Annotated in this window: 13 protein-coding genes; 7 read left to right on the top strand and 6 right to left on the bottom strand. The window is 45.8% G+C overall.

Annotated features, from left to right (window positions below):
* Positions 1-90 precede the first annotated feature (90 nt).
* Positions 91-1,542: a TrkH family potassium uptake protein gene (locus tag ACAY30_RS14695; protein ID WP_290251908.1), complete on the top strand. Its 1,452-nt coding sequence runs from the start codon at positions 91-93 to the stop codon at positions 1,540-1,542.
* 54 nt (positions 1,543-1,596) lie between these two features.
* Here the strand turns inward: ACAY30_RS14695 and trkA are convergent, their stop codons facing one another.
* Genes trkA through def form a run of 4 tightly spaced genes read right to left on the bottom strand, consistent with a single transcriptional unit; the run spans position 1,597 to position 5,819 of the window.
* Positions 1,597-2,979 carry a Trk system potassium transporter TrkA gene (gene trkA / locus ACAY30_RS14690; RefSeq protein ID WP_290251907.1) on the bottom strand — a complete coding sequence of 461 codons (1,383 nt, stop codon included), beginning with the start codon at positions 2,977-2,979 and terminating at the stop codon, positions 1,597-1,599.
* A 34-nt stretch (positions 2,980-3,013) separates the two neighbouring features.
* Complete coding sequence (gene rsmB / locus ACAY30_RS14685; RefSeq protein WP_290251906.1) at positions 3,014-4,315, bottom strand: 16S rRNA (cytosine(967)-C(5))-methyltransferase RsmB; 1,302 nt, start codon at positions 4,313-4,315, stop codon at positions 3,014-3,016.
* Entirely contained in the window at positions 4,308-5,282 is a 975-nt protein-coding gene (fmt, locus tag ACAY30_RS14680; RefSeq protein WP_290251905.1) for a methionyl-tRNA formyltransferase, read from the bottom strand. Before fmt ends, rsmB begins: the two co-directional genes overlap by 8 nt.
* Positions 5,283-5,306: 24 nt before the next feature.
* Positions 5,307-5,819, bottom strand: a complete 513-nt coding sequence (gene def, locus ACAY30_RS14675; protein WP_290251904.1) for a peptide deformylase — start codon at positions 5,817-5,819, stop codon at positions 5,307-5,309.
* 153 nt (positions 5,820-5,972) lie between these two features.
* On the opposite strand from def, the gene ACAY30_RS14670 reads away from it, so the two are divergent.
* From ACAY30_RS14670 to ACAY30_RS14655, 4 genes are all read left to right on the top strand, one after another.
* Complete coding sequence (locus ACAY30_RS14670; RefSeq protein ID WP_290251903.1) at positions 5,973-7,070, top strand: LysM peptidoglycan-binding domain-containing protein; 1,098 nt, start codon at positions 5,973-5,975, stop codon at positions 7,068-7,070.
* A gap of 103 nt (positions 7,071-7,173) precedes the next feature.
* Positions 7,174-8,322: a DNA-processing protein DprA gene (gene dprA / locus ACAY30_RS14665; RefSeq protein WP_290251902.1), complete on the top strand. Its 1,149-nt coding sequence runs from the start codon at positions 7,174-7,176 to the stop codon at positions 8,320-8,322.
* A 26-nt stretch (positions 8,323-8,348) separates the two neighbouring features.
* Positions 8,349-8,822 carry a DUF494 family protein gene (locus tag ACAY30_RS14660; RefSeq protein ID WP_290251901.1) on the top strand — a complete coding sequence of 158 codons (474 nt, stop codon included), beginning with the start codon at positions 8,349-8,351 and terminating at the stop codon, positions 8,820-8,822.
* 82 nt (positions 8,823-8,904) lie between these two features.
* Positions 8,905-9,465: a type I DNA topoisomerase gene (locus ACAY30_RS14655; protein ID WP_290251900.1), complete on the top strand. Its 561-nt coding sequence runs from the start codon at positions 8,905-8,907 to the stop codon at positions 9,463-9,465.
* 69 nt (positions 9,466-9,534) lie between these two features.
* On the opposite strand, the gene ACAY30_RS14650 is transcribed toward ACAY30_RS14655, so the two are convergent.
* Entirely contained in the window at positions 9,535-10,692 is a 1,158-nt protein-coding gene (locus ACAY30_RS14650; RefSeq protein WP_290251899.1) for a 5-(carboxyamino)imidazole ribonucleotide synthase, read from the bottom strand.
* 6 nt (positions 10,693-10,698) lie between these two features.
* A complete protein-coding gene (purE, locus tag ACAY30_RS14645) occupies positions 10,699-11,181 on the bottom strand; it encodes a 5-(carboxyamino)imidazole ribonucleotide mutase (RefSeq protein WP_290251898.1) in 483 nt (160 codons plus the stop codon).
* Positions 11,182-11,381: 200 nt separating this feature from the next.
* Between purE and ACAY30_RS14640 the strand changes: the two genes are divergently transcribed.
* Positions 11,382-11,948, top strand: a complete 567-nt coding sequence (locus ACAY30_RS14640) for an L-threonylcarbamoyladenylate synthase (RefSeq protein ID WP_290251897.1) — start codon at positions 11,382-11,384, stop codon at positions 11,946-11,948.
* Complete coding sequence (hemF, locus tag ACAY30_RS14635; protein ID WP_290251896.1) at positions 11,945-12,859, top strand: oxygen-dependent coproporphyrinogen oxidase; 915 nt, start codon at positions 11,945-11,947, stop codon at positions 12,857-12,859. Before ACAY30_RS14640 ends, hemF begins: the two co-directional genes overlap by 4 nt.
* Positions 12,860-13,120 lie beyond the last annotated feature (261 nt).

Here is a 13,120-nt window from a genome sequence, read left to right as displayed (position 1 = left end):
TGTAAACGTCCAATTAAAAAATCAATATATATTGGCGTCACAATTGGGTATGCTATAACTAGAATAACAACGACCACTAGCAACCTAGCCATGCAATATCGCAATATTGTCCGGATCATCGGCATGCTTGTTATGATCCTCAGTTTTACCATGCTGCCGCCAGCACTGATCTCATTAATTTATGGTGACGGTGGTGGTGTCGCTTTCATTTCTTCCTTTTTATTGTGTGTTACCGCTGGTTTCTTTGCTTGGTACCCCAATCGCAATGAAAAAGGCGACTTAAGAGCTCGCGAGGGCTTTTTAATTGTGGTCTTGTTTTGGTCTGTTCTGGCCAGCTTTTCGGCAGTGCCTTTGATGCTCACAGAGCAACCTTACCTATCGGTAACCGATGCCTTTTTTGAATCGTTTTCCGGATTGACGACTACCGGTGCAACCATATTAACCCAAATAGATGGCTTGCCTCATGCGGTATTGTGGTATCGACAACAACTGCAGTGGTTGGGAGGTATGGGGATCATTGTTTTGGCTGTTGCTGTATTACCGATGCTTGGTGTTGGTGGCATGCAACTTTATCGAGCCGAAACACCCGGACCGGTGAAAGATTCTAAAATGACCCCGAGAATTGCCGACACTGCAAAACACCTTTGGTATATCTACTTGTCTCTCACCATTGCCTGTGCACTCAGTTATTGGGCTGCGGGGATGACGCCGTTTGATGCTATTTCGCACTCGTTTTCGACGATTGCCATTGGCGGCTTTTCAACCCATGATGCATCAATGGGATACTTTGACAGCCCGTTAATTAATGTTATCTGTGTGGTGTTTTTGATCATCGCCGGTATTAACTTTGCTTTGCATTTTACCGCCTGGAATAGTCGTTCAATTCGCACCTATTTTTACGACCCTGAATTTAAGGCGTTCGTATCAATACAATTTGCGTTAACTTTAGTGTGCTTTTTCAGTTTAATCGCTTATGGGGTGACCGATAATTTTGAGCAAGCCTTTGATCAGGCGTTGTTCCAAGCGGTGTCAATTAGCACGACGGCAGGTTTTGCTACGACTGATTTTTCGGCGTGGCCGGCAATGTTGCCAATCTTGCTCATTTTCTCCAGTTTTATTGGCGGCTGCGCCGGTTCGACAGGTGGGGGTATGAAAGTTATGCGGGTTATCTTGCTATATTTTCAAGGCATTCGCGAACTGAGTCGCTTGATTCACCCGAAAGCGATTATCACTATAAAACTGGGCCGCAAAGCGCTGCCTGACAAAGTCGTTGATGCCATATGGGGCTTTTTCTCGGCCTATGCTGCTATTTTCATTATATGCATGGTGCTATTGATGGCGTCCGGTATCGACGACATCACCGCATTTACCGCCGTCGCAGCCTGTCTTAATAACCTTGGTCCGGGGCTAGGTGAGGTAGCCGCAAACTTTGCTAGTATTAACGATTTTAGCAAGTGGGTACTAATAATTGCCATGCTGTTCGGCCGGCTTGAAATATTTACCTTACTGGTGTTGTTTTTACCGTCGTTTTGGCGCGATTAATGCGGTAGGTAGTAGGTAGACATGAAAAAAGCGGTGTATCTACACCGCTTTTTGTTAGAAGAAAATAGCCGATACTGAAAACAACTTTTCGATTTGGCTGATATATTTTTTATCGACCAGAAATAGAATAACGTGATCATCAGCTTGGATGACGCTGGTTGAGTGGGCAATTAATACCTCATCGCCGCGCACAATCGCTCCGATACTAGCCCCTGGCGGCAGTTTGATATCTTGTATTTCGCGACCGATAACTTTAGACGATTGTTCGTCGCCATGGGCGATGATCTCAATAGCTTCAGCGGCCCCTCGGCGCAAGCTGTAGGCGTTAACTACACCGCCTTTGCGAACGTGGGTGAGTAGTGCTGATATGGTTGCTTGTTGGGGGGATACCGCAATATCGATATCGAGAATATTGTCGTGAATGATGTCGTGATAGGCGTTGCGCTGTATTAGCGCGATAGTTTTGCGAGCACCACATCCTTTGGCAACCATGGATGACATAATATTTGCTTCATCGTCATTGGTGACCGCAATAAACACGTCAACCTGATCGATGTGCTCTTCAATTAACAATTCTCGATCAGAAGAATCACCGACAAAGACCAGAGTACTGTCTAGCTCATTGGATAAAAATTCTGCGCGCTCATTGTTGCGCTCAATCAGCTTGACGTGATGGTTTTTCTCAAGTTTACGCGCAAGCCCTGCACCGATGTGACCACCGCCGGCAATCATTACTCGCTTGTATGCAGTTTCGAGTTTTTGCAGCTCATTCATCACCGCGCGAATGTGTCGGGTTGCGGCAATAAAAAATACTTCATCATCGGCTTCAATTACCGTGGTCCCAAGCGGACGAATCGGATTACCTTTGCGATAAATCGCTGCCACCCGAGTATCAATATTGGGAATGTGATCGCGAATGGTTGATAGCGCATGACCAACCAGCAAGCCGCCGTAATAAGCTTTTACGCCCACCAGAGAAACCTTTCCAGAGGCAAACTCCCGAACCTGTAACGCACCTGGATATTCAATTAACCGAGCGATATCTCGAGTAACCAGTTGTTCGGGCGCGATAATATGGTCAACAGGAATATCTTGATTGTGAAACAATCGCTTTTTGTGTTTAAGGATTTGCTCGGAACGGATGCGAGCGATTTTAACAGGGGTACTAAATATTGAGAATGCTATTTGGCATGCCAGCATATTGGTTGCATCGTCACTGGTAACCGCAATTACCATATCAGCGTCCTCAGCGCCGGCTTTGGCGAGCACGTCAGGGTGACTGCCATGGCCAGTAACAACCTGCAAATCCATTTTGTCTTGTAGCTCGCGCAACTTGTCGGTTTCGACATCTACCAAGGTGATATCGTTATTCTCGCCTACTAAGTTTTCTGCGAGGGTTCCGCCGACTTGCCCAGCGCCTAAAATGATAATTTTCATCAGTAATTAAATTTTTTGTTATCGATACTGCTTGCTAAACGTTAGCACTTTTTTGTAGTTTCGCATAATAAAAGCCATCCATTGATTGTTCACCGGGTAAAATTTGCCAGTCATCAGCTAGTGTGGTGTCGGTTGAACGGCTTATGTCTAACCAAATAGCATCTTGGTTATTATCTACAAATCGCTGTATTTGTTTACTATTTTCTTCAGGTAAAATTGAGCAGGTGGCGTATAGCAGGGTGCCGCCAGGCTTTAGAATTGACCACATAGCAGCAAGAATTTGTTGCTGTAACTCAACTAATGTATCGATATCACTGGCTCGTCTTAACCATTTAATATCTGGATTTTTACGAATAACGCCGGTGCCGGAGCACGGGGCATCGAGCAGTATTTTGTCATACAGCTCACCGTCATGCCAGGCAGTCGGTTTTGCCGCATCGGCACAGATAACGCGAGCCGTTAAATCCAAACGTGCTAAGTTTTCCTCAACGCGATGCAGCCGAGTGGCCTCAATATCGATGGCGGTGACGTGTGCCGAGGGAGCGAGCTCGAGGATATGACAAGTTTTGCCGCCGGGTGCCGCACAACAATCGAGCACTCGGTCGTTGGCTTGTGCCGCGAGTAAGGTCGCTGCCATTTGTGCGGCGCCATCTTGTACCGATACCCAGCCGTCGGCAAAATGAGGCAGCTTAGTGACATCAACGGGGTGTGCTAAACACAGCGCATCGCTGTCACTGTCTCGATAGCTTATGTCTATCTGGGCTAACTCGAGCAGTTTAAGATAGGCGTCAACCGATGTTTTTTGCTTGTTGATGCGAATCCACATATCCGGACGTTGCATATTGGCAGCGATAATATCTTGCCACTGCTGCGGATAGCCGTCTTTGAGCTTTTGTATAAGCCAAGAAGGGTGGTTGTATCGCACTGCGTCAGGTAACGCCGTGTTGTCGTCCGGCTGACGCTGATAGGAGCGAAGTACAGCGTTAATCATGCCTTTTAAGTGGCGACACTTTAGCGCGGCAGTCGCTGCAACCGTTTCGGCGACTGCGGCGTGGTCAGGAATGCGCGTGTACTTAATCTGATAAAGACCTACTAACAATAAAAAGTGGCCAACGCGTTGCTTTCCTTTGAGTGGCTTATCGACAAATCGCCTGACGTGGAATTCGAGTTCGGGCAAGTAGCGCAACACGCCATAGCACAACTCTTGTAACAAACCTTTGTCTTTGGTTGATTCGATCTGCGCCTGCAGAGCGGGTAACTCATCGCTTAAGCTACGCCCTTTATCGATAACGGCGAAGCTGCACTTTGCCGCTAGTGCGCGCACGTTTTTAGACATTGGCGTTTCCCGTTATATCCTTGCCAACCACAAACCAGTCTGCTCGACCATTTAAAAGATCAGCCGCAGACATCGCCTTTTTACCCGGTAACTGCAAGCTTTCCAGTTGTAACGCCCCGTTACCTGTTGCCACGACGATACCGTGTTTATCGGCCTGTAAAATAGTGCCAGGTGACGCTGAGCTACTACTGCTGATAGGCGTTGCTTGCCAAATTTTTACTCGGTGTTCTTTGTTATTTTGGCGGTAAATAAATTGCGCGAAGGGCCACGGTTGATAGGCGCGAATTTTGCGATCAAGTACGTCGGCAGGTAACGACCAATCAACCATAGCTTCTTCTTTAGTTAGCTTTTCAGCATAGTTCGCTAGGGCATTGTCTTGTGGTTCTGCTCGGTGTGTACCTTCGGCCATTTGCTGCATGGTATCGAGAAGGGCTTTTGGTCCAAGATCGGCGAGCTTGTCATATAAGCTGGCACTCGTATCGCTATCGGTGATAGGGCAACTGGCTTTGAGCAACATTGCCCCCGTGTCTAAACCAACATCCATTTGCATGATGGTAACCCCTGTTTGTTGATCGCCAGCTTCTAAGGCGCGCTGAATCGGGGCGGCGCCTCGCCAACGCGGTAACAGCGAACCGTGGACATTGACACAGCCAAGCCTTGGGATATCGAGTACGTCCTTGGGTAATAGTAAGCCGTAGGCAACAACCACCATGACATCTGGTTGATAACTGGCCAGAGTCTGTTTGTCTTCTAGCTGTTTAAAGTTAGCGGGTTGTTCAACGGGAATGGCGTGTTGTTCGGCAAGTTGTTTTACTGCACACGCGGTAAGCTTTTTACCTCGACCGGCTGGCTTATCAGCCGGACAATAGACTGCGACGACATTGTGTGGAGAGTCGATCAGAGCTTGTAAGTGTTTGGCGGCAAAGTCCGGGGTACCAGCGAAAACAATATTTAATGAGGTAGACAAGTCTTGCTCCTATTGCGGTTTGAATTAAGCTCTTTTCTCAAGGCGAGCGACTTTTTCAAGTTTGGATTGGATACGTTTGCGCTTTAACGGCGACAAATAATCAATAAATAGCACACCTTTTAAGTGATCTAATTCATGTTGAATACAAATAGCCAGCAACTCTGAAGCTTCTAGTTCGTATGGCTCACCGTCTTTGTTCAATGCCTTAACTTTTACTTCTGTGTGTCGCTCTACTTTGGCGTAATTACCGGGGACCGATAGACAACCTTCTTCATTGATCATGATATCGCCACTGTGCTCGACAATTTCAGGGTTGATCAATACAAGAGGCTGCGACTTATCTTCACTCACATCGATAACGACAATGCGTTGGTGAATATCAACTTGCGTGGCCGCTAAACCGACACCATTTTCTGCGTACATGGTTTCGAACATGTCGTCGATGATAGCGCGAGTTTGTTCGGTCACCTCGGTAACCGGTTTAGCTACGGTTCTTAAACGCTCATCTGGGAAGCGTAATACATTTAAAATAGTCATATTTTTTAAAAAATTAGCGATAATTTCGATACAGTGGTATGTTGGTAATAATTTTAGCCATTATTACTTGTGAATAATAGGGCTTTATCGTTACTATCGCTAGTATAACGCACAATAACATCAACCAACGTTGTTCGAAATGGATCTGACAGCATGATAAAAAAAATACTGATAACCATTGTTTGTCTGTTTACTTCGCTGATCGCTTTAGCCGATGTATTGCAAGTGAAAGAAAATGCGCCTAAAACCTATGTCGTACAAAAAGGGGATACCCTCTGGGACATTTCTGCAATGTACCTCAACGAACCTTGGCTGTGGCCACAATTGTGGCGTATTAACCCCGAGGTAAATAACCCTCATCTCATTTATCCTGGCGATACACTTAGATTAGTTTTTAATGTTCAGGGCGAACCGATGTTAGTCAAAGGTAAGCCGAGCTTAAAATGGTCGCCACAAATACGCAAAACCTTAAAAGATCAGAATCCTATTAGTTATTTACCATTTGACGTTGTCGCTCCTTATTTAGACTACGCTCGCGTGCTAACGGGTAAAGAGTTCGCGCAAGCGCCATACGTTTTGGGTGGTGATGAAAAATACAAGTCGAATATGGAAGGGGCGTTACTGTACGTTAAGGGCGAGCTCAACAGCCAACAGCATTACGCAATTTATGAAAAAGGTGAGCCAGTTATTGATCCACAAACACAGGAGTCTTTGGGATATCACGCTAAACTGATAGGTACCGCTCAAGGGGTGCGCAAAGGTAACTTGACAGATAAGAAGCCGTCATCTTTATATCTTGATTCGTCAAATCAAGAAATTAGAGCGGGCTCTATTGTACTACCGGTTAATGAAGGTCAACTTTACCCGGCGGTTTATGCGATGCAAGCGATTAAAGGCAAAGATATTGAAGCTCGAATGATTTCATCTCGAAATTTAGTGCGCGAGTTTGGCAAGTTTGAAGTGGTGCTTCTGAACAAGGGCGAACGCGATGAGATTCGCATGGGTGAAGTGTACGGTATTTACCGTCAGAGCCCCGACGTCATTGAGACGGATGACGGTCCAATATACGAAGAAGACGCATCAAGTTGGTACAGGTTAACACGTCCTAATGCCAGTGATCGTCGCATCAGTATGCCAAAAGAGCAAATCGGTCACCTAATGGTATTTAAAGTGTTGGAAAAAACCAGTTATGCCATCGTTTTGGCAACCCACAAATCGGTGCACATTGACGATACGGTCGGCGCGCCCTAACAGGTAGCAAAAACACAAGACTCATCTACACTTAAAAAGGCGCTGAACAGCGCCTTTTTTGCCAAATAAACAAGGCAAATATTCCCATTAGCAAGGATAGCTTATGAGTCAGCAAGAACAGCAATTACACACCTACCTACGCCTGCGTTTAGTACCGAGGTTGGCACATCGCGTTAAACTCAAATTACTGCAACAGTACGGTCTATCCTCACTGAGAGAGCTCACTGCAAGTCAACTTAGTGCGATAGGGTTAAATTACCAGCAACGTCAGGCATTTTTGAAGCCCGATGAGCAGGCTATCGAAGCCATATTGAAATCCGTACAACAGCATCAAATGACGGTAATCGGATATGCTGATAAGCGCTATCCACAGCAGCTGAAGCACATTGAAGGTGCTCCGCTAGTGTTATTTGTACAGGGCAACGATAATCTGCTCAGTCAACAGCAATTGGCGATCGTAGGCGCTCGTAATGCGACGTTAAGCGCGACGAAGCATTGCCAACAATTTGCATCAACTCTGTGTCAATATTGTGTTATTACATCGGGTTTAGCTATCGGCATTGATGCATCGGCGCACATAGGCGCCTTGGAGGGGCGAGGGCATACCATTGCTGTTGTCGCAACAGGGCTTGATCGCGTTTACCCCGCTCGGCACACAGCCCTAGCGCAACGAATACTGGCCAATAATGGTGCAATTGTCAGTGAAGCTTTGCCAGGAAGTAGACCGCATCCCGGTGCTTTTCCCAAGCGCAATCGAATCATAACCGGTTTGAGTGACGGGGTATTTGTTGTCGAAGCTCAACTCAAAAGTGGCTCATTGATCTCTGCACACTTAGCCCTAGAGCAAAATCGCGAGGTATTTGCGATGCCCGGTGCCATCAGCAACCCGCAAACTCAAGGGTGTCATTATTTGATTAAACAAGGCGCTCAGTTAGTTGATTGCGCCGACGACATTATCGATGTTTTAAATCTTAAACTAGCGCCTGAACGTATAATATCTAGTTGCTGTGATGATCTTTTACCTCTGTCAAAAAAGTTATCAAAAAACGACGACAAAGACTTGTCTAACGACCCATTGTTAAGTACTGTGGATTATGAAGCTGTTACAACCGTAGATACGATAGTTTCTCGAAGTAAACTTTCCACAGAGAAAGTATTAACTCGACTGATGACATTAGAGCTAAGAGGTCTGGTAGCTGCGGTACCAGGAGGCTACATCCGGTTATCAAGCCAACAATCTGGCTCGCATTGATAACACCGTTGATAAGGGGAATAGTTATGTTTGATATTTTAATGTATCTTTTTGAGAACTATATCCACAGTGAAGCTGAAGTCATGGTTGATCATGATGTGCTCACCGATGAGTTGACTCGCGCAGGCTTTCATCAAGATGAGATATACAAAGCCTTGTCGTGGTTAGAAAAACTGGCGGCGTTACAAAACACCGATCTCTATCCTTACTTGACTCGTCGCAGCGGTGCGTCTGTTCGGGTCTACACTGCTGAAGAAACCCGCATTCTCGATGTCCAAAGCCGTGGCTTTTTGATGTTTCTTGAGCAGATCAATGTCCTCGACTTCAGCACCCGAGAAATGGTCATCGACAGAGTCATGGAGCTCGATACGAAAGACTTCAACATCGACGACTTGAAGTGGGTTGTACTGATGGTGTTGTTTAATGTTCCAGGCAAGGAAAGCGCCTATTCGCAAATGGAAGACTTAATTTTTGACGAATGTGAAGGGCCACTACACTAAATTCACTCGAGAGAGTGAAAGGCCTTAAATTTTCCACTATGCTTTGCGATAATTGGCAGCAATATGCAGTTGGTGCGTTGTTATGAGCAAAGAAAATAAGCCGTTATTTAATAAACATGAACACGCCTTGGAAAAGGAGTTTGAGGTGTGCCCGCAATGCGGTAGTGAATTGCAGATCAAAAACTCGAAAGCCGGCGCATTTATCGGTTGCGTGAGTTACCCCTCCTGTCACTACACGCGACCATTGGTCGAGCAAGAAAAATTTGAACAACAAGTGCTGCCCGGCACCCAATGCCCGCAATGCAAAAGTGAATTAGCGGTCAAGCAGGGGCGCTTTGGTTTGTTTATCGGTTGTACTAATTTTCCTCAATGTCATCACATCGAACAACAACAGTCCGAGCAACTGCACGATATTAGTTGTCCGGCATGTAAGCGCGGTCACTTAGTTGAAAGGCACAGCCGGTTTGGTAAAACATTCTATGCTTGTGATACGTATCCAAAGTGCAAATTTGCTGTTAACCATGAGCCCGTGGCGGGAAAATGTGAAAAGTGTGGTTATGCTTTGCTGGTAAAACGACAGATGGCAGCTGGCGAGAGGGTACAGTGCGCAGATAAAAAATGCGCTCATTTTCAAACTCAGTAATAATCGCCCTGACCGATGACGCAATAATCGCATTAGCGACTTGCGCCTCGGTTTTAATCGTGGCGCTAATTACGCCAAACGATGCTCGAGTTTGTCGGCAAACTGTTGCAAATCAGGGTATGCTTGTTGGTCGAGTAAGCCCGCAATCTGCTGTAGCTTTTCTGCCAGTTGGCGTTCGCTTGCTGCACAGATATTAATATGACCCATCTTACGACCAGCGCGCTTTTGCTTGTTATACCAATGCATAGCGACACCAGGAATGGCAAGAACTTGTTCAGGGACGCTATCTTCACCCAAAATATTTACCATTGCGGTTGGTCTGATTAGTTCAGTATTACCCAGAGGTAAACCAACGATTGCGCGAAGGTGGTTTTCAAATTGACAGCAGTCAGTTCCCTGTTGAGTCCAATGTCCTGAATTGTGCACTCGCGGTGCAATCTCATTGACCAATAGCTGCTGTCCAACTTGGAAAAATTCGATCGCTAAAACACCGACGTAATCAAGTTTTTCCGTCAGCTTGGTGAACACCTCTAACGCTTGTTGCTGCAAAGACGGATCGACGTTTACGGCAATAGATACACTTAATACGCCATTGGTGTGATGATTTTCGGTGATCGGGTAAACCGCTATTTCACCGGTTCGGCTGCGGGCGCCGACGATCGATATTTCTCGGTCAAAAGGTACCATCTGCTCAGCAACAATACCTTGTTTTACCGAGGTGTTCGCCTGTTCAACAAACTGCTGCATGTCTTGCCAAATAGCATCAGCTTGAGCGATGTCTTTTAGTCGCCATTGACCTTTGCCGTCATAGCCTTCAAGTGCGCTCTTAAAAATGATTGGTAGCGCTAAGGTGTTAAGCGCATTATCAAAGTCATCGCGACTTTCAATAATAACGTGTTTTGCATTAGCAACTTTGCATGATTCGAGTAGAGCTTTCTCTAAGCGACGGTCACCACCAATTTTGATCGCTTCACTGCTCGGTAATAACTTACCTGATGCTTCACACTTGGCCAATACATCGTGGCTAATGTGTTCAAATTCAGCGGTGATCACATCACAAGCGTCTATACCAGTTTGCAAGTCGCCATAAGAATGCTCGTTCGCTAAGGGGTGTACCACTTGATCGGTGCGCACATCAAACGCTTTGATGTTTAAATTTAGTGGCGTGCCAGCTAAGTCCATCATGCGTGCGAGTTGGCCGGCGCCTAGTACCAATACATTTTTCATCGTAACTTATTCTGCTGGATTTGGATTGTCTAAAATCGTTTGTGTTTGTTCTGCGCGAAACGCTTCAACATTGGCCATGATACTCTGATCGTGTGTCGCTAAGATTTGTGCTGCTAACAAGCCGGCATTAGCAGCACCAGCGGTGCCAATTGCCAACGTTCCAACAGCGATACCTTTTGGCATTTGTACAATTGACAGCAACGAATCTTGACCGCTTAAGGCTTTCGACTGCACAGGCACGCCAAGTACTGGCAAACTGGTAAATGCGGCAGCCATGCCTGGTAGGTGCGCAGCGCCACCAGCACCCGCGATAATCACTTTAAGACCGCGATCTTTTGCTGATTCTGCGTATTCAGCCAGCAAGTGTGGTGTTCTATGAGCAGAAACTACTTTGGTTTCATATGGTACTTTTAGTAGGTCCAGCATTTCTGCTGCATGTTGCATTGTTGGCCAATCAGATTTTGACCCCATGATGATTCCAACAGTCATCGTATTACACCTTATGTTTTTGTCGTTAAGGGCTGAAAAATAAAGGGCGCATTATACCCTCGTTTACACAAATACCCAAATATTGACTACTTTTTTTACACTTATCCGCTAGACGCAGATAAAACACTGTTTTATGACTAATGCGATGCTTACCTAAAGCCGTTATAATATGCGCATTTACAGAGCTGATTAATAACCTCATGAACAAACACGTTATGGCTTTTAGCACAGCGGTACAAGCATTTGAGCAAGGTGGAATTATCGCGTATCCTACCGAAGCCGTTTTTGGTTTAGGGTGTGATCCTGACAACACTGAGGCAATAGAGCGGTTGCTGGCAATAAAGCAAAGACCTATCGAAAAAGGGCTTATTTTACTCGCCGCGAACTATTCGCAGTTGTTACCTTATGTTGACGACAATAAGATACCGCAAGATAAACGCTTTGCGGTATTGTCGCGTTGGCCTGACGGCGTAACGCAAGTTATGCCAGCGAATAGCCAAATCAGTAAGCATTTATCTGGACAGTTTGAGACCATCGCTGTTCGCGTAACCAGCCAACCCGATGTTGTTGCTTTGTGCAATGCAACGGGAAAGCCTATTGTGTCTACCAGTTGTAACGTCTCAGGACAAGAGCCAGCGCAAACCTGGCAACAAGCAGAGCAATGCCTCGGTGATAAAATAGACTTTATAATCAAGGGCAAAACCATGGGCTTTCACAAGCCATCAACTATTATAGAAGCGCTCAGCGGAGAAGTATTAAGATCATGAATCAAGTAAACATCGACACCGTTATTAATTATTTAAAGTCGTTGCAAGATCGCATTTGTGATGCGTTAGAGCAGGCCGATGGTACGGCGAAGTTTGTTGAAGATAGTTGGCAAAGAGAAGAAGGCGGTGGCGGTCGAACGCGCGTGCTAACCAACGGAGCGATGATTGAGCAAGGCGGAGTGAATTTTTCCCTTGTCAGTGGTAATCAATTACCTCCGTCGGCTACGGCTCATCGTCCTGAATTAGCGGGTCGTCGTTGGCAGGCTTGTGGCGTGTCGTTGGTTATTCATCCCAAAAACCCATTTGTTCCTACATCACACGCCAATGTTCGCTTCTTTATTGCTGAGAAAGAAGGGGAAGACCCTGTATGGTGGTTTGGCGGCGGATTTGACTTGACCCCGTTTTATCCATTTAAAGACGATGTTATTCATTGGCATCAGACTGCTGCCGACTTGTGTGCGCCATTTGGCGATTCGGTTTATGATCAACACAAAAAGTGGTGCGATGAGTATTTCTTTCTCAAACACCGCAACGAAACCAGAGGTGTTGGCGGTTTGTTCTTTGACGATTTAAACTGCTGGGACTTTGATACCTGCTTTAATTATATAAAGGCGGTAGGTGAAGGCTATTTAGATGCGTATTTACCTATCATCGACAAGCGCAAAGACACCGCATACGGTGAGCGCGAACGTCAATTTCAATTGTATCGCCGAGGCCGCTATGTCGAGTTTAACTTAGTCTTTGACCGCGGTACCTTATTTGGTTTGCAGTCGGGAGGTCGCACCGAGTCGATTTTAATGTCGATGCCACCGTTGGCTCGCTGGGAGTACAATTTCCAGCCTCAGCCCGATAGTAAAGAAGCACAACTTTATCAACACTATTTAACACCACAAAACTGGTTGAACCGCTAGCATCAAGGGCGGTGATACATGTCATATCAACTATCACCGCCGCTTATTTACATGTTTTTTGAATGGTTCTCAGTTAATCGTAACTACTTAAGCGATAATGCTTAATCTTTTATCTCAAGCGAAATTAGCGCACATCTTTGCTTGATGTTTCTCCCCCTAAAGCGTTTAAAAATAACGCATGCAGCCTGTTGTTACTATACTTAACCTAGCTTTCGTTGGGCGTTATCCGTTTTAACTCAGTCGTTGAGGTATCCTTACGAG

The organism is Thalassotalea ponticola (assembly GCF_041379045.1).
Taxonomy (GTDB): domain Bacteria; phylum Pseudomonadota; class Gammaproteobacteria; order Enterobacterales; family Alteromonadaceae; genus Thalassotalea_A; species Thalassotalea_A ponticola.
The sequence above is the reverse complement of the archived record's forward strand: the minus strand, read 5'-3'. Positions and strand labels throughout refer to the sequence as shown.